The organism is Streptomyces sp. NPDC006544 (genome assembly GCF_040611715.1).
Classification (GTDB): Bacteria; Actinomycetota; Actinomycetes; order Streptomycetales; family Streptomycetaceae; genus Streptomyces.
The window spans coordinates 1-15809 of the sequence record NZ_JBEXOV010000063.1 but is presented as its reverse complement, the minus strand read 5'-3'; the positions used below and the strand labels follow the sequence as shown (position 1 = coordinate 15809).

At 70.6% G+C, this 15809-nt stretch carries 14 protein-coding genes and 1 riboswitch; of the genes, 3 read left to right on the top strand and 11 right to left on the bottom strand.

Features of this window, described 5'->3' with window-relative positions; genetic code table 11:
• Positions 1–290 precede the first annotated feature (290 nt).
• Positions 291–911 (top strand): hypothetical protein, encoded by a 621-nt coding sequence (locus ABZY44_RS25800; RefSeq protein ID WP_356657741.1) that lies wholly within the window; start codon positions 291–293, stop codon positions 909–911.
• 285 nt (positions 912–1196) lie between these two features.
• Positions 1197–1400 carry a DUF5999 family protein gene (locus ABZY44_RS25795; RefSeq protein WP_356657739.1) on the top strand — a complete coding sequence of 68 codons (204 nt, stop codon included), beginning with the start codon at positions 1197–1199 and terminating at the stop codon, positions 1398–1400.
• Between the two features lie 95 nt (positions 1401–1495).
• Here ABZY44_RS25795 and gcvP read toward each other — a convergent pair whose 3' ends face one another.
• Positions 1496–4381: an aminomethyl-transferring glycine dehydrogenase gene (gcvP, locus tag ABZY44_RS25790; RefSeq protein ID WP_356657737.1), complete on the bottom strand. Its 2886-nt coding sequence runs from the start codon at positions 4379–4381 to the stop codon at positions 1496–1498.
• 198 nt (positions 4382–4579) lie between these two features.
• Positions 4580–4678, bottom strand: a riboswitch (glycine riboswitch).
• 117 nt (positions 4679–4795) lie between these two features.
• On the opposite strand from gcvP, the gene ABZY44_RS25785 reads away from it, so the two are divergent.
• A complete protein-coding gene (locus tag ABZY44_RS25785; protein WP_356657735.1) occupies positions 4796–5161 on the top strand; it encodes a PRC-barrel domain-containing protein in 366 nt (121 codons plus the stop codon).
• A 160-nt stretch (positions 5162–5321) separates the two neighbouring features.
• Here the strand turns inward: ABZY44_RS25785 and ABZY44_RS25780 are convergent, their stop codons facing one another.
• The 10 genes from ABZY44_RS25780 to ABZY44_RS25735 all read right to left on the bottom strand — a co-directional run bounded on the left by ABZY44_RS25780 (position 5322) and on the right by ABZY44_RS25735 (position 15636).
• The gene (locus ABZY44_RS25780; protein ID WP_356657733.1) at positions 5322–6926 is read right to left on the bottom strand and encodes a DNA polymerase IV; all 1605 of its coding nucleotides are present in this window, start codon (positions 6924–6926) and stop codon (positions 5322–5324) included.
• Positions 6927–7048: 122 nt separating this feature from the next.
• On the bottom strand, positions 7049–7705 hold the full coding sequence (locus tag ABZY44_RS25775) for a MerR family transcriptional regulator (protein WP_356657731.1): 657 nt from the start codon (positions 7703–7705) through the stop codon (positions 7049–7051).
• A gap of 180 nt (positions 7706–7885) precedes the next feature.
• A complete protein-coding gene (locus ABZY44_RS25770; protein WP_007262890.1) occupies positions 7886–8359 on the bottom strand; it encodes a bifunctional nuclease family protein in 474 nt (157 codons plus the stop codon).
• Between the two features lie 96 nt (positions 8360–8455).
• Entirely contained in the window at positions 8456–9229 is a 774-nt protein-coding gene (locus tag ABZY44_RS25765) for a MerR family transcriptional regulator (RefSeq protein ID WP_356657728.1), read from the bottom strand.
• A 19-nt stretch (positions 9230–9248) separates the two neighbouring features.
• A complete protein-coding gene (locus tag ABZY44_RS25760) occupies positions 9249–9791 on the bottom strand; it encodes an FHA domain-containing protein (protein ID WP_356657726.1) in 543 nt (180 codons plus the stop codon).
• 483 nt (positions 9792–10274) lie between these two features.
• Positions 10275–11072 carry a DUF881 domain-containing protein gene (locus ABZY44_RS25755; RefSeq protein WP_356657724.1) on the bottom strand — a complete coding sequence of 266 codons (798 nt, stop codon included), beginning with the start codon at positions 11070–11072 and terminating at the stop codon, positions 10275–10277.
• Between the two features lie 5 nt (positions 11073–11077).
• A complete protein-coding gene (locus tag ABZY44_RS25750; protein WP_356657722.1) occupies positions 11078–11410 on the bottom strand; it encodes a small basic family protein in 333 nt (110 codons plus the stop codon).
• Complete coding sequence (locus tag ABZY44_RS25745; RefSeq protein ID WP_356657720.1) at positions 11407–12339, bottom strand: DUF881 domain-containing protein; 933 nt, start codon at positions 12337–12339, stop codon at positions 11407–11409. The genes ABZY44_RS25750 and ABZY44_RS25745 overlap by 4 nt, the downstream gene beginning before the upstream one ends.
• A gap of 111 nt (positions 12340–12450) precedes the next feature.
• A complete protein-coding gene (locus ABZY44_RS25740; RefSeq protein ID WP_356657718.1) occupies positions 12451–14946 on the bottom strand; it encodes a mannose-1-phosphate guanyltransferase in 2496 nt (831 codons plus the stop codon).
• A gap of 99 nt (positions 14947–15045) precedes the next feature.
• The gene (locus ABZY44_RS25735; protein WP_356657716.1) at positions 15046–15636 is read right to left on the bottom strand and encodes a CDP-alcohol phosphatidyltransferase family protein; all 591 of its coding nucleotides are present in this window, start codon (positions 15634–15636) and stop codon (positions 15046–15048) included.
• Between the last annotated feature and the right edge of the window lie 173 nt (positions 15637–15809).

Genomic DNA, 15809 nt, shown 5'->3' with positions numbered 1-15809 from the left:
TTCCAGCCGAGCCCCCGTCCGGTAACCTCCGAGGTCAGCGCTTCATGTTTGCGCGCACCGGGCATATATGTGATGTCAGAGGGGCCGGTAAGCGTCTTGCAGGTAATGGGCGGGACAGCTAGCCGAAACACTGCGTGAACACAGGTCGTATAAACTCCGCAAACGAGGCAGAGAGTTGGCGCGCGGCCATTGCCCCTCGGCCCCCCTCTGGCCCCAGAATGCGACAGCGCCGTCCCGCACCCGCACCTCGCCCCCGATCCACCGGTCTCCCAAGTGAGAGGCGACCCACCATGCCGCTGCACGTCCCTCCGGCTCCCGCGCCCGCCCTGCGCAGCGTCCTCGCGGCCCTCGGTTCCCCCACGGCCGTCCATGAGGCGCACACGCCGGCCCTGCGGGACCTCCAGGGTCCGATGACCGCCGAACTGCCGTTGCCCGTCCACGTCCTGGACCGGCTGAACATCTCCGGCCTGCCCTCGGGCGGCAGGCCCCCGCGCACCAGGCTGACCGGCTGGCGGTTCCTGATCCGCAGCGGGGACCGCTACGTCGCGGCGGCCGACACCCGGCTCACCCCGGACGGCTGGGCCTTCTCCCACTTCTTCGAGGGCCCCTACGTCGCCGCCACCGAACGCGCGCTGCGCCAGGCGGAATCGCTCGGCAAGAACTACCAGCCGCGACTGCTGTCCGTTCCCGAGCTGTACATGCTGACGCTGTGGCTGCACGGTTCGGTGGGGGCCGACGCCTCCGCCGGACTGCCGGCCGCGGCCGATCTGCTGATCCCGCTGGCACCCGCCCCGCCGGGCATCGCCGCCTACCGGCCGCACCCCGTCTCCGAACTGCTGCCCGTCCTGACCCACCGGCTCACACCGTCGGCGCCGCCGGTCCCGCCCTCGGTGGCGGCGCCTGCCGCCTGAGCGGGCCACCCGCGCCGGACGGCGCCCATCCGTCCGGCCCATTCGGCCTAGCCCACTCGGGCCCCCTGCGAACCATCCGAAAGGACAGGGGAGTTGAGCTGAACCGCCCGCACGAGTGATGCGTCATCAATCCATGAGGACAGCTGCGGGGAAATCCCTGCGGACACCCTGTCGTCGGGGAACACTGGGGACCCTGACCAAGCCGAGTCGTTGATACGGGGGGCGGCCATGAACAACGCATCGAGCCGCAGCACGCACACCACACCGCAGCGAAAGAACGCATCCATGTGCCAGCACAAGCCAGCATGCCCGACCGCCGACTCCGCCGACCGGGAGGCCGCACACCCCGTGGCCGTGCACCCGGAACAGGGCTGGAGCCTGCTGTGCAACGGCGTCCTGCTCTTCGAGGACACCGGTGAGCTGCTGCCGGACGGCCAGATCATCGCGCCCCACCGCGCCCTCGCGGCGCACGGGATGAGGGCGGCCTAGCCGCGGCCCGTCCGCCGGCAGCCGGTGCCGAAAGGGGCCGGTCCGGGAGTACCACTCCCGGACCGGCCCCTTCGTCTGCCTGGAACCCGTGGGTCCTAGTTGTCGTACTCGTCCAGCGGCGGGCAGGAACACACCAGGTTCCGGTCACCGAAGGCACCGTCGATGCGGCGCACCGGCGGCCAGTACTTCTCGGCGGCGGAGACCCCGCCCGGGAAGACGGCCTCGTCGCGGGTGTACGGGTGGTTCCACTCGCCGCCCAGCGCCGCCGCCGTGTGCGGGGAGTTGGCCAGCGGGTTGTCGTCCACCGGCCATTCGCCGGCCGCGACCCGCTCGACCTCCGCGCGGATCGCGATCATCGCGTCGCAGAAGCGGTCGATCTCGGCGAGGTCCTCGGACTCCGTCGGCTCGATCATGAGCGTGCCGGCGACCGGGAAGGACATGGTCGGCGCGTGGAACCCGTAGTCGATCAGACGCTTGGCGATGTCGTCGATGCTGACACCCGTCGCCTTCGACAGCGGGCGCATGTCGATGATGCACTCGTGCGCGACCAGGTTGCCCGGCCCGGTGTAGAGCACCGGGTAGTGCGGCTCCAGGCGCTTGGCGATGTAGTTGGCGCCGAGCACCGCGACCTGGGTGGCGCGCTTGAGGCCTTCTCCGCCCATGAGCCGCACGTACGACCAGGAGATCGGCAGGATGCCGGCCGAGCCCCACGGCGCGGCGGAGATCGGGCCGACGCCCGTCTCGGGACCGGCGGTCGGCTGCAGCGGGTGGTTCGGCAGGTAGGGGGCCAGGTGCGCCCGGACACCGACCGGGCCCACGCCCGGACCGCCGCCGCCGTGCGGGATGCAGAAGGTCTTGTGCAGGTTCAGGTGCGAGACGTCGCCGCCGAAGTGACCCGGCTTGGCCAGGCCCACCAGGGCGTTGAGGTTCGCGCCGTCCACGTAGACCTGGCCGCCGGCATCGTGCACCTGGGCGCAGATCTCGGCGACGTGCTCCTCGAACACACCGTGCGTGGAGGGGTAGGTGATCATCAGCACGGCGAGTTCGTCGCGGTACTGCTCGATCTTTGCCCGCAGGTCGGCCGCGTCCACCTCGCCGTCGTCGGCGGTCTTCACCACGACGACCTTCATGCCGGCCATCACGGCGCTCGCGGCGTTGGTGCCGTGCGCGGAGGACGGAATGAGGCAGACGGTGCGCTGCTCGTCACCGTTCGCCCGGTGGTAGGCGCGGACGGCCAGCAGGCCGGCGAGCTCACCCTGGGAGCCGGCGTTCGGCTGGATGGAGACCTTGTCGTAGCCGGTGACCTCGCAGAGACGTTCCTCCAGCTCGGTGATGAGCGTGAGGTACCCCTCCGCCTGCTCCACCGGGGCGAACGGGTGCAGCTGGCCGAACTCGGGCCAGGTGACCGACTCCATCTCTGTGGTCGCGTTCAGCTTCATCGTGCAGGAGCCCAGCGGGATCATGCCGCGGTCCAGCGCGTAGTCCTTGTCCGAGAGCTTGCGCAGGTAGCGCAGCATCGCGGTCTCGGAGCGGTGCTGGTGGAAGACCGGGTGGGTCAGGTACGCGTCCTCGCGCAGCAGTCCCTCCGGGAGCGCGTCGGCCGTGGTGGCGTCGAGCGCCTCCAGGTCGGCCTCGACCCCGAAGGCCGCCCAGACGGCTTCGACGTCGGCGCGCAGGGTCGTCTCGTCACAGGAGGCGGAGACCAGGTCGGCGTCCACCTGGTACAGGTTGACCCCGCCCTCGCGGGCGGCGGCCACGACCTCGGCGGCGCGGCCGGGGACCCGGGCGGTGACGGTGTCGAAGTAGGCGCCGTGCACGATCTCGACCCCGCCGGCCGTCAGGCCCGCGGCGAGGAGGGCGGCGTAGCGGTGGGTGCGGCGGGCGATCGTCCGCAGGCCGTCCGGACCGTGGTAGACGGCGTACATGCCGGCCATGACGGCGAGCAGCACCTGCGCGGTGCAGATGTTGCTGGTGGCCTTCTCGCGGCGGATGTGCTGCTCACGGGTCTGGAGCGCCAGGCGGTAGGCCTTGTTGCCGTCCGCGTCCACGGAGACGCCGACGAGGCGGCCGGGCAGCGAGCGGGCGTGCTTGGCCTGGACGGCCATGTATCCGGCGTGCGGTCCGCCGAAGCCCATGGGGACACCGAAGCGCTGCGTGGTGCCGACCGCGATGTCCGCGCCCAGCTCGCCCGGGGAGGTCAGCAGGGTCAGGGCGAGCAGGTCGGCCGAGACGGCGACGATCGCGCCGAGCTCGTGCGCCTGGTCGATGACCGGCTTGATGTCCCGAACGGCACCGGAGGCGCCCGGGTACTGGACCAGTACGCCGTAGACGCCGCGCTCGGCGGCCTCGGCCGGGACGCCCCCGGACAGGTCGGCGACGACGACCTCGATGCCGATCGGCTCGGCACGGGTCTGGATCACCGCGATGGTCTGCGGCAGCGCGTCGGCGTCGACGAGGAAGACGTTGCCCTTGGCCTTGCCCACGCGGCGGGCGAGCGTCATGGCCTCGGCGGCCGCGGTGCCCTCGTCGAGCAGGGAGGCGCCCGAGGTCGGCAGGCCGGTCAGCTCGGCGACGACGGTCTGGAAGTTCAGCAGGGCTTCGAGACGGCCCTGGGAGATCTCGGGCTGGTAGGGCGTGTACGCCGTGTACCAGGCCGGGTTCTCCATGACGTTGCGCAGGATCACCGGCGGCGTGAACGTCCCGTAGTAGCCGAGACCGATCATGGAGGAGAGGACCTGGTTGCGGTCGGCGAGCTGGCGCAGCTCGGCCAGCACCTCGGCCTCGGTCCGCGCCTCGGGCAGGTTCAGCGCGTCAGTGGTCTTGATCACATCCGGTACCGCGGCGGCGGTCAGTTCGTCCAGGGAGCCGTAGCCCACCTGGGCGAGCATCTTGGCCTGCGCCTCGGCATCCGGGCCGATGTGGCGCTGCTCGAAGGGGATGCCTCGCTCCAGCTGGGAGAGCGGAATGCGGTTGGCGGTCATGTACGGAGGCCTCCTGGTCGTACGACCTGCGAGGGGTGCCTCGGCGCGGGCACCCGGACGGCCTCCCCCTCTGTCATCACAACCTGAGAGTTTCACCGGGCCCCTCGAGGATCGCTCGCGAGGTCCGGTTTTCACCGTCGGTGAGGAGGGGAACCGGCACTGCGCGCCCGGTACCCGCCCTGCTTTCCAGAGTGGCCTCACCTACGTGCGGTACGTATGCCTGAGAGATTCCGGGGAGGATTTGCTCCTTCGGCGCCTCCGTCGAGCTCACTCGGAGGACTCTCCCGCACAGGGTCAACAGCCGTCACCCAGCCTACCAGCGAGGATCCGGGGCCTCCCTCGAGTGGCCCCCTCTCCGGAAATGCACTTTTGTAGTCATAACGGAGGAGTTGCGACCAGTGGAGGGACCGGACCGTGCAGACTGACATCGATCCGCGCAGCCTGATCGGCCGCAAGGCGTTCGACCGCCACGGCACCAAGATCGGCACCATCGACGAGGTCTACCTCGACGACGCCACGGGCGTCCCGGAATGGGCCGCCGTACGGACCGGCCTCTTCAGCCGGGACGCCTTCGTCCCGCTGGAACCGAGCGAGCTGGTGGGCGAGACCCTGCACGTGCCCTTCGAGCGTTCCCTCATCAAGGACGCGCCCGATTTCGGCGTGGGCCGTCACCTCTCCCCCGAACAGGAGCTGCAGCTCTACCACCACTACGGCCTCGACGTGGCCCTCCCCAGCGAGTTCCGGCGCGACTTCGGCCGGCTCGCGGGTGACGAGGGCTGAGGGCTGTCCCGCAATCCCCGGTGGGTCAGCGCACGGCGTCGGATGCGGTGCATCGCAAGGCGGAGGAGCGCCCCCATACTGGGCGTATTCGGGCGTTCCGACAACGCGGCGAGGTGCCGTAGCTGGCGTCGTGCGCCCGCCGGGGATTGCGGGACAGCCCTCAGGCCGTCCCTTCCGGATCTCGCCGGTCCCCTCCTCGGGGTCCGGCCGGTACGCCCACCAGCGGCAGCGGATCGGACGGCTCGAGCTGGGGATCGTCCACCAGGAAGGTGCGCACCCGGCCCGGCTCCGAACCGGGCCGCTCGAACCGCACGGTCACCCGCCCGACCCCGCTGCCCTGGACCCACCCCGGCCCGTACACCGTGTGCCGAACGTCTTGCCCCGCCTGCCAGAGCCTCCCGTGGACCGCCCCGGCCTCGCCGGGCGGTCCGCCGCCGGCGGCCGCCTCAGCGGCCACGGCTCCTCCCCCGGGCGCCGGCGCCCCGGCGGCCGGCTCGTCCTCCGCCCCACTGGCCTCCGCCGACTCCTGCGCTTCTGCGCCCGCACCCGCCCCGGCCGCCTCAGGAGCCCCCGCGGCCCCGTCCGGCTCAACGGCTCCGGGGGCCCCCGTCGCCCCCGCCTCGCCCGCCTCGCCCGCCTCGCCCGCCTCGCCCGCCTCAGCCGTCGGCGCGGCCTCGCCGTCCGCACGGGCGGCCAGCGCGAAGGCGAAGAGGTCCTCCTGCGTGTAGTCCGCCAGCCCCGTCACGCCCACGCCCAGCAGCCGCACGCCGCCCGTGGTGTCCACTGCCTCCAGCAGCCGCGCCGCGGCCTCCCGCACCACCGCCGGGTCGTCGGTGGGGCCCCGCAGCGTCTCGGACCGGGTCAGCGTGGAGAAGTCGTAGCGCCGCACCTTGAGGACGATCGTCCGCCCCGAGTGCCCGGACTCCCGCAGGCGGTGCACGCACCGGTCCGCGAGCCGCCCCACCTCGCCGCGGATCCGCACCCGGTCGTGCAGGTCCACGTCGAAGGTGTCCTCGACCGACACGGACTTCGCGTCGCGCTCCGCGACCACCGGCCGCTCGTCCAGGCCCAGCGCCATCCGGTACAGCCCGAGCCCGTGCGAGCGCCCCACCATCCGGACCAGCTCGTCCTCGCCGGCCTTCGCCAGCTCCCCGACCGTGGTGATCCCGGCCCGCCGCAGGTGCTCGCCCGTGGCCGGCCCCACCCCGGGCAGGGTCCGTACCGACAGCGGCGCGAGGTGCGCCCGCTCCGTGCCGACCTCGATCAGGAGCAGCCCCGCCGGTTTGGCCTCCTCGGAGGCCACCTTGGCCAGCATCTTGGACCCGGCCAGTCCGACCGATCCGCTGAGCCCGGTCGCGGCCATGATGTCCGCCCGCAGCCGCTCCCCGGCGGCCCGCGCACCCGCCGCGTCGAAGGCGACGCCGCCCGCCTCCAGGTCCACGAAGGCCTCGTCCAGGCTCAGCGGCTCGACGAGCGGGGACAGTTCCCGCAGGAGGGCCATGACGATGTCGCTGACCGACCGGTACAGGCTGAAGCGCGGGATCAGGTACGCCCCGTTCGGACAGAGCCGGCGCGCCTGGGCCGTCGGCATCGCCGAGTGGACCCCGTACCGCCTGGCCTCGTACGAGCAGGTGGCCACGACCCCGCGCGGCCCGAGCCCGCCGACGATGACGGCCTTGCCGCGCAGGCTCGGCTTCGACGCCTGTTCCACCGAGGCGTAGAAGGCGTCCATGTCCAGATGCAGGATGGTCGGCGCGGCTCTCACAACCCCGATGCTGCCCTACGCCACCGACAATCGGCCCCAGGCGGTCCGGCCTGGCCCGCCGTGCGGGCGGGCGGTGCCGGACGGACCGGCACCCTCCTGCCGGACCGTCCCTTCCGAGCCCTCTAGACGGCCCGGTTGCGCCGCGCGGCCAACTCGTCCGCGGGGTTGTGGCCGGCCACCGTCTCGCCGGTGTCCACGCGTTCTCCGTGCAGCTGCAACAGCGCGTTCTCGACGTCGCGCCAGACCACGCCGACGGCGATTCCGAAGATTCCCTGACCGCCCTGGAGCAGGCCGACGACCTGCTCCGGGGAGGTGCACTCGTACACCGTGGCGCCGTCGCTCATCAGGGTCATGCGCTCGAGGTCCGAGAAACCGCGGTCGCGCAGGTGCTGCACGGCGGTGCGGATGTTCTGCAGCGCCACCCCGGTGTCCAGGAAGCGCTTGACGATCTTGAGGACCACCACGTCGCGGAAGCTGTACAGGCGCTGCGTGCCCGACCCGTACGCGGACCGTACGCTCGGCTCCACCAGCCCGGTCCGCGCCCAGTAGTCGAGCTGCCGGTACGTGATGCCGGCCGCGGCACACGCCGTCGGCCCGCGGTAGCCCACCTGTTCCGCGACCGGCTCGCCACCCTGGGGCCCCACCGGCCCCATCGAACCGACCGGCGCGGGCTCCGGCTGACGGCGCGCGGAACTTACCGCACCACCGTGCAGCGGGTACGGCCCACCGTCACTCCGTGCGGGGATGCCCCCGGTCATACCGTCGCCCGTGACTCTCACGCCGACCCTCCGTCCTTGACCTGCCACCTCGAAGGTAGGCAGTCACCAGGGGTGCGTCAACGATCGCCACACTCGGCACGCCGAGTGATAATCACCCTGAGAGTGGTTTCCCGTACCCCAAAGCGGGGAAAGGCTACTCGAATGGGCTTCGATTCCCCGGAGCACGAGGCGGCCCGAGCCTCACTGCGGGCCGGTACCGAAGTCCTCGGGCGAGATCTGGTCGAGGAACTCGCGGAACTTCTCCACCTCGTCCTCCTGCTCGTCCGGAATCGCGATTCCGGCGTCGTCCAGCACGCCGTCGCTGCCGTAGATCGGCGTCCCGGTCCGCAGGGCGAGCGCTATGGCGTCGGACGGCCTCGCGCTCACCTCGACTCCACTGGCGAAGACGAGCTCCGCATAGAAAACGCCCTCCCGCAGATCCGTGATCCGGACTTCGGTGAGTTCCTCGCCGACCGCCTCCAGCACGTCCTTGAACAGGTCGTGCGTCAGCGGACGGGCAGGGGCCATGCCCTGCTGCGCGAAGGCAATGGCGGTCGCCTCCCCCGGTCCGATCCAGATGGGGAGGTACCGGTCGCCTCCCACTTCACGCAGGAGCACGATCGGTTGGTTCGAGGGCATTTCCACCCGGACACCCACAACGTCGAGCTCGTTCACACAGCAACCCTAGGACCTGCCCGGCCGGTTTGGGTAGTCGGGCTCCCCCAAGCCTGCCCCCAGAGGCCCTCCGGAACCCCTCGGAAGGCCCCACAATCAGTGCAGTCGCACTCCGAGAGCCGTTTGTACGAGCGCCTCGTGCAGGCGCACGGAGAGCCCCGCGAGCTCCTTCATGGTGGCCTCCGCGTGCGCCCTGGTCTGCGGATTGCGGTGCCGGCGCAGCGGCGCGACGACCTGCTCGACCAGCCCGGCCTCCCGGTCGGCCGCGGCCTTCATCGCCCGGAGATGGCGCGGCTCCAGCCCGAATCTGCCGAGATCGGCCACCAGACGGGCCACGGTGACGGCCTCGGCGTCGAATCCGCCGCCCGGTGCCTCGGCGAGCAGCCCGTAGGACTCCCATTCCACGAGCTGCACCTCGTCCACCTCCGCGGCGGCGATCAGCTCGGCCCGGCCCACGCGGGCCACGGTCGGCCGCTCCCGGCCCACCTCGCCGTAGAGGGCGACGGGGCTCGTGGGGTCGATGGACTCCCCGTGCGCCGCGGGCGCCGGGATGCGGATCTGCTCGCCCCGGGCGAGGGCGTCGAGCTGCTCGCGAATGACGCGCAACGGAAGGTAGTGGTCGCGCTGGAGCCGCAGGATGCGCCCGAGGCGCTCCACGTCGCCGGTGCTGAACTTGCGGTATCCGGACGGCGTGCGCGTGGGCTCGACGAGCCCCTCCGCTTCCAGGAAACGGATCTTGGAGATCGTCACGTCGGGGAACTCGTCACGCAGCATCGTGAGCACCGTGCCGATGCTCACCAGCCGCCCGGCGGAGGCGGCGGTGCCGGCGGCGCCGCTCTTGGCGGCACCGCCTGCCGGGGTACGCAGCATGGGACCTTCCCTTGAAGGGTCAGTGCCCCCGCAGGCTCGCGTAGAAGACCAGCCGGTACTTGCCGATCTGCACTTCGTCACCGTTGTGGAGGGAGACGGAGTCGATCGGTTCCCGGTTCACGTACGTGCCGTTGAGACTGCCGACGTCGGAGACGGTGAAGCCCCCGTCCTGGCTCCTGCGGAATTCGACATGGCGCCGGGAGACGGTGACGTCGTCCAGGAAGATGTCGCTCTGCGGGTGCCGGCCGGCCGTCGTGAGCTCGCCGTCCAAGAGGAAGCGGCTGCCGGAGTTGGGGCCGCGCCGCACGATCAGCAGGGCGGAACCCGGAGGCAGCGCTTCCACCGCGGCCTGGGCCTCGGGGGACAGCGAGGACGACACGTGCGTCTGTCCCGACACCTCGGCCTCGTAGGCCTCGAGGCCCGAGATCGAGATGGTGGACGTGGTCTCCGAGGCACGCTCCGGCGTCAGGCCCGCCCGCAACGGCGCCCCGCAGTTGGAGCAGAATCGGCTGGCCGCATCGCTGCGGTGCCCGCACCTGCTGCAAATCTGCTCGGCCGACATGGACGGCTCCTCGCGCCGCGGCTGCCCCGCGGAGGCGTTGGTGGCATACGGGTCGGGCGCAAACCCTCCACCCGTACTTGAGGTTGATGGTTCACCGAAACCTATGCGTCCGGTACCGGCAGGGTCAACAGCCGACGCGCCCTGCGCGCCCGGAATGTCACCGGCGCCGGCGACCTCGTCCCGGAAGAGCGGCCGGTCGCCCTGCCCCTCCACGTCTCCGTGCCCCGCGCGGTGCCTGGCCGCACCGCTTTCCTCGCGGTTCTTCTTGCCGAACAACTTCTCAAACAACTTCACGGGCGATTCCCCTTGACCGAAACAGACCCGCCCGTGGGGCAGGACGAACTCCGAATGCAACACCTGCCGACCCGGACATACTTACAACGTCCGTAACCATCAGACAGTTTCCACCACGCACCGCGACTTCGGCGCGTCGACCCCCCGCAGGCATCAAGCGGCGTGAGCCGGTCCGCTCCCCGTCCCGTCTCACGGCGATGACAACCGAGCGTAGTCAGGCTGCTTCGCGGCACGCAAGGCATCCACAACGATCTTCGCCGGTCGTGTGACGGTGACGACCGCCTGCTCCTTCTCCAGCGACTGGACGACGCCGCCCGGAATGTTGAGCGCCGGCTCCAGATCCTGCGGCTTGCCGATCACCTTGAACTCGTACGGCTGTGTGATCTTCTTACCGTCGATCGCCACGCCACCGCCCTCGTCCGAGAAGTACGAGTCCGCCACGATCCGCACACCGTTGATCTGGATCGCCTCGGCCCCGGCGGCCCGCAGCTCCTGGAGGGTGTCCAGGAGCTTGTCCGACTGCACCTGCGCCTTGGGATCCGAGATCTTCAGCACGATCCCCGGACCCTGGGCGGCCACCGTACCGGCCAGGATCCCGAGTTGCCGTTCCTTTTCCACGGTCTGCTTCCGGGCCTCCTCGGCCTGGTTGGAGCTGCTCTCCAGCTCCCTGCGCTGTTCCTCCAGCGTCTGCTTCTCGTCCTCCAGCCGCTTGGTCCGCCCGTCCAGTTCGTCGAGGATCCGTACGAGGTCCTCCTGCCGTGCCCCGCGCAGGGCGCTCGAGTCGCTGTTCGACCGCACCTGGATGGCCAGACCGAGACCCAGGACGAACAGCAGCACCGCGACGATCAGTTGGGCCCGGCTCACGCGCGGCGGCCACAGCCCGGCAGCCAGCCGCTGCCGGCCGGTCTGCGCGGGCTCGGCCGGTACTTCCTTGGACGGCTGCTCCGCACCCGTCGGTTCCTCGGGCGGGGTGTCGTTCGTACTCATCGGCCTCACGCCCGGAACACGTGCCGGCGGATGGCCGCGGCGTTGGAGAAGATGCGGATGCCCAGGACGACGACCACACCCGTGGACAGCTGCGAGCCGACGCCCAGCTTGTCGCCGAGGAAGACGATCAGGGCGGCCACCACCACGTTCGACAGGAACGACACCACGAAGACCTTGTCGACGAAGATGCCGTCCAGCATCGCGCGCAGGCCTCCGAACACCGCGTCCAGCGCCGCCACGACGGCGATCGGCAGATAAGGCTCCACCACGGCCGGCACCTCGGGCCGGACCAGAAGTCCGGCCACCACTCCGGCCACGAGGCCCAGTACCGCGATCACGATGCACCCTTCTGCTGCTCTGCTGCTGTGGCTGTACGTACGGTCAGGCTCGACGCGGCCGGCAGCCGCACCTCGTCCTGCGCGGACAAGGCGTAGCGGATCCCGTAGCTCTCCTGCAGCACGTGCAGGTACTGGCCGTCCGCGGAGTCCTGGAACGCCGTTCCCAGCCGCTTCTTGTCGCCGATCGCGAGCACCTCGTACGGCGGCACCAGCGGCCTGTTGTCGACCAGTATCGCGTCACCCGCGGCCCGGATCGCCGAGAGCGAGGTCAGCCGCTGGCCGTTGATCGAGATCGCTTCCGCCCCGGACTGCCAGAGCCCGTTGACGATCTTCTGCATGTCCCGATCGCGGAGCCGCCCGGTGTCCGAGAACCCGGCGCTCTCGCGGGGCTTGGTGCCATTGCCCGAAGACGCGCCCTTGGCGTCGTCCACCGTCAGCTTGATCCCGGGCCCGCTCAGCTCGGTGGCCCCGGACAGCAGCGCCACGAGCTCACCCCGGTCGCCGCCGTGCTGCTTGAGCGCCTCGCGCTGGCGGTCGGCGACGGTCTTGCGCAGCGTCTCGATGTCCCGCTCCAGGCCGTCCGCGCGCGCGTCGGCCCGGTCGACCCGGTCGATCAGTTCCTGCCGCTCCTTGGCCAGCACCGGCGCGGCGACCCGCGCCTGCGCGGCGCCCAGGGTGACGACCATCGCGGCGAGGACGAGCCCCGCGGCGAGCCCCAGTTTGGCCTTCAGGCTGCGCGGCAGCCCCGCCGTACCGTCCGACGCGCGGCGCTCGGAGGCCTCCGCGTAGCCCTCGTCGAGACCGTGGTCCATCACGTGCGTCAGCAGCGACATGGAGGCGTCCGGCCGCGCGGGCCGGGAAGCCCCCTGGACGACGTCCGGGGGCGGGTCGGAACTCCGGTTGGGGGGCGGCTGCGACATGCCGCACATCGTCGCATGTCGGCGCCGCACACACCGAATGCGGCCGCCCGGTGGGACGGGCCGGGCCTGCGCCCCGCCCGTCCCACCGGAGTTGCGACCTGCGGCGTTCCGTCGGGTGACTCAGCGCCCGGCGCTGTCCACGACCGCCGCCCAGTCGTCCAGCAGCGCCTGCGCGGAGGCGTCGTCGGGGCCTTCGGCCCACAGGTGCGTGACCGCCTCCGCCGGGTCCGGGAGCACCAGCGCCCACCGTCCGTCGGCCTCGACGACCCGCACCCCGTCCGTGGTGTCCACCTGCCGGTCCCCGGCCTCCTCCACGACCCGGCGCATGACGAGCCCCTTGACCGCCCACGGGGTCGGTACGTCCCGCTTGAGGACGTGCGCCCGCGGGATCCGGGCGTCGATCTGGCTCAGCGTGAGCTGCGTCCGCGCGACCAGCCCGATCAGCTGCACGAAGGCCGCCGACCCGTCGAAGACGCTGCTGAACTCCGGGACGATGAAGCCGCCCCGGCCGTCACCGCCGAAGATGGTGTTCTCCGCCCGGCCCACCCGGGTCAGGTCGTCGGGCGAGGTGGTCGTCCACTCCACCTGGGTGCCGTGGTACGCCGCGACCTGCTCGGCGATCCGGGTCGTGGTCACCGGCAGCGCCACCTTCCCGCTGCGCTTCTCGGCGGCCACCAGGTCGAGCAGCACCAGCAGTGCCCGGTCGTCCTCGATGATCCGCCCGCGCTCGTCCACCAGGGAGATCCGCTCGCCCACCGGGTCGAAGCGGACGCCGAAGGCGGCCCGCGAGGAGGCCACGATCTCCCCGAGCCGCACCAGTCCGGCCCGCCGGGTCTCCGCGGTCTCCGTCGGCCTGGTCTCGTCGAGACCGGGATTGACGGTGAGGGCGTCCACGCCGAGCCGGCCCAGCAGGCTGGGCAGTACGAGCCCGGCGCTGCCGTTGGAGGCGTCCACGACCACCTTGAGCCCGGAGTCCGCGACGCCGGTGATGTCCACCCGGCGCAGCAGCGAACCCGTGTACGCGTCGAAGACGCTTCCCGGGAACTGCAGGTCGCCGATCTCGCCGGGGAAGGCGCGACGGTATTCCTGGCGCGCGTACACGCGGTCCAGCTTGCGCTGCTGCTGGAGGGAGAGGTCGGCGCCCCGCTCGTCGAGGAACACGATGTCGACGGAGTCCGGCACTCCCGGTGAGGTCCGCAGCACGATCCCGCCGGCACTGCCGCGCGCGGTCTGCTGGCGGGCCACGGGCAGCGGTACGTTCTCCAGGTCCCGCACGTTGATGGCGCTGGCCTGGAGCGCCGAGATCACGGCCCGCTTCAGCGCTCTCGCGCCTCGGGAGTGGTCACGCGCGGTGGTGACCGTCGCCCCCTTCTTCAGGGTCGTCGCGTAGGCGCCGGCGAGCCGGACCACCAGCTCGGGGGTGATCTCCACGTTCAGGATGCCGGTGACCCCGCGCGCGCCGAAGAGGTGCGCCTGCCCGCGGGACTCCCAGATCACGGACGTGTTGACGAAGGCTCCGGCCTCGATCGTCTTGAAGGGGTAGACGCGCACGTTCCCCTGGATGATCGATTCCTCGCCGACGAGGCACTCGTCGCCGATGACGGCCCCGTCCTCGATCCGGGCGGCCCGCATGATGTCGGTGTTCTTGCCGATGACGCAGCCGCGGAGATTGCTGTGCGGCCCGATGTACACGTTGTCGTGCACGACGGCCTTGTGCAGGAAAGCGCCGCTCTTGACCACGACGTTCGACCCGACGACGGTGTGCTCGCGGATCTCCACACCGGCTTCGACCTTGGCGTAGTCCCCGATGTACAGCGGTCCGCGCAGCACCGCCTCCGGGCTCACCTCGGCGCCTTCGGCGATCCAGACCCCCGGCGAGATCTCGAAGCCGTCCATGTCGACCTGGACCTTGCCCTCGAGCACGTCGGCCTGGGCCTTGACGTAGCTCTCGTGGGTGCCGACGTCCTCCCAGTAGCCCTCGGCGACGTAGCCGTAGATCGGCCGGCCTTCCTTCATCAACTGCGGGAAGACGTCGCCGGACCAGTCCACCGAGACGTCCGCTTCCACGTAGTCGAAGATCTCCGGCTCCATCACGTAGATGCCGGTGTTGATGGTGTCCGAGAACACCTGTCCCCAGGTCGGCTTCTCCAGGAAGCGCTCGACCTTGCCCTCCTCGTCCACGATGGTGATGCCGAATTCCAGGGGATTCGGCACCCGGGTCAGGCAGACCGTGACGAGGCCGCCCTTCTCCTTGTGGAAGCGGATCAGGTCGGTGAGGTCGAAGTCGGTCAGGGCGTCACCGGAGATGACGACGAAGGTGTCGTCCTTCAGCGCCTCCTCCGCGTTCTTCACGCTGCCGGCGGTGCCGAGTGGCTTCTCCTCGTTGGCATAGGTGAGCTCCATTCCGAGCTCTTCGCCGTCACCGAAGTAGTTCCTGACGAGTGACGCCAGGAATTGCACGGTGACCACGGTCTCATTGAGTCCATGCCGCTTCAGCAGCCTGAGCACATGCTCCATGATCGGCCGGTTCGCCACCGGCAGGAGCGGCTTGGGCATGCTTGAGGTCATGGGGCGAAGGCGCGTGCCCTCGCCGCCGGCCATCACGACGGCCTTCATGTCGGAAGAGTCCTCCTTGAGAGACTACGTCTTAGCCGACATCACCCGTCGCGCATGGTGACTGGGCAACTCCTCCGCGTCAGCAGGCGCCGAGCGAGCTCAATCGGCCGTGGCGTCCGCCTTCACGATCCGGCGGACTTGCACCACGTACAGGACTCCTGCCCACCAATAGAGGGTTGTACCCCATCCGGCGAACGCCCATCCGAAAACTGACCCCGTCCAGGCCAACCAACCCGTCCCGTCACTGACCAGCAGGAAGGGGAACGCGTACATCAGGTTGAAGGTCGCGGCCTTGCCGAGGAAGTTGACCTGGGGCGGCGGATAGCCGTGCCGGCGCAGGATCCACACCATGACCAGCAGCATCAGCTCACGCGCGAGCAGGGCTGCGGTGAGCCAGAGCGGCAGGATCCCCCGGTACGTGAGGCCGAACAGGGTGGACAGGATGTAGAGGCGGTCCGCGGCCGGGTCCAGCAGGCGCCCGAGGCGGCTGATCTGATTCCAGCGCCGCGCGAGCTTTCCGTCGAGGTAGTCGCTGATCCCGCTGAGCATCAGGACGGCGAGCGCCCAGCCGTCGTGCTCGGCCAGGATCAGCCACAGGAACACGGGTACGCCGACGAGGCGAGCCATGCTCAGGATGTTCGGAATGGTGAAAATTCGGTCGGTCTGAACCCGAGTCTCCTGGACCTCCACCCGGGGGCCTCCCACTGTGACTGTAGAAATGTCGAACGATGCCCCCTGACCTTACAGGAGGCGGAACACCCGCCCGTCAACGCAGAAAAGCCCCGCACCGTGCCCTGTAAGGGCTGGTGCGGGGCTTTCCCACAATAATTGTTCGGCGGCGTCCTACTCTCCCACAGGGTCCC

What these genes read in the sequence shown, in the direction of transcription:
- ABZY44_RS25740 (WP_356657718.1), bottom strand. Translation starts at nt 14,946, where the DNA reads ATGAAGGCCGTCGTGATGGCCGGCGGCGAGGGCACGCGCCTTCGCCCC.
- gcvP (WP_356657737.1), bottom strand. Translation starts at nt 4,381, where the DNA reads ATGACCGCCAACCGCATTCCGCTCTCCCAGCTGGAGCGAGGCATCCCC.
- ABZY44_RS25760 (WP_356657726.1), bottom strand. Translation starts at nt 9,791, where the DNA reads ATGTCGGCCGAGCAGATTTGCAGCAGGTGCGGGCACCGCAGCGATGCG.
- ABZY44_RS25795 (WP_356657739.1), top strand. Translation starts at nt 1,197, where the DNA reads ATGTGCCAGCACAAGCCAGCATGCCCGACCGCCGACTCCGCCGACCGG.
- ABZY44_RS25765 (WP_356657728.1), bottom strand. Translation starts at nt 9,229, where the DNA reads ATGCTGCGTACCCCGGCAGGCGGTGCCGCCAAGAGCGGCGCCGCCGGC.
- ABZY44_RS25800 (WP_356657741.1), top strand. Translation starts at nt 291, where the DNA reads ATGCCGCTGCACGTCCCTCCGGCTCCCGCGCCCGCCCTGCGCAGCGTC.
- ABZY44_RS25755 (WP_356657724.1), bottom strand. Translation starts at nt 11,072, where the DNA reads ATGAGTACGAACGACACCCCGCCCGAGGAACCGACGGGTGCGGAGCAG.
- ABZY44_RS25745 (WP_356657720.1), bottom strand. Translation starts at nt 12,339, where the DNA reads ATGTGCGGCATGTCGCAGCCGCCCCCCAACCGGAGTTCCGACCCGCCC.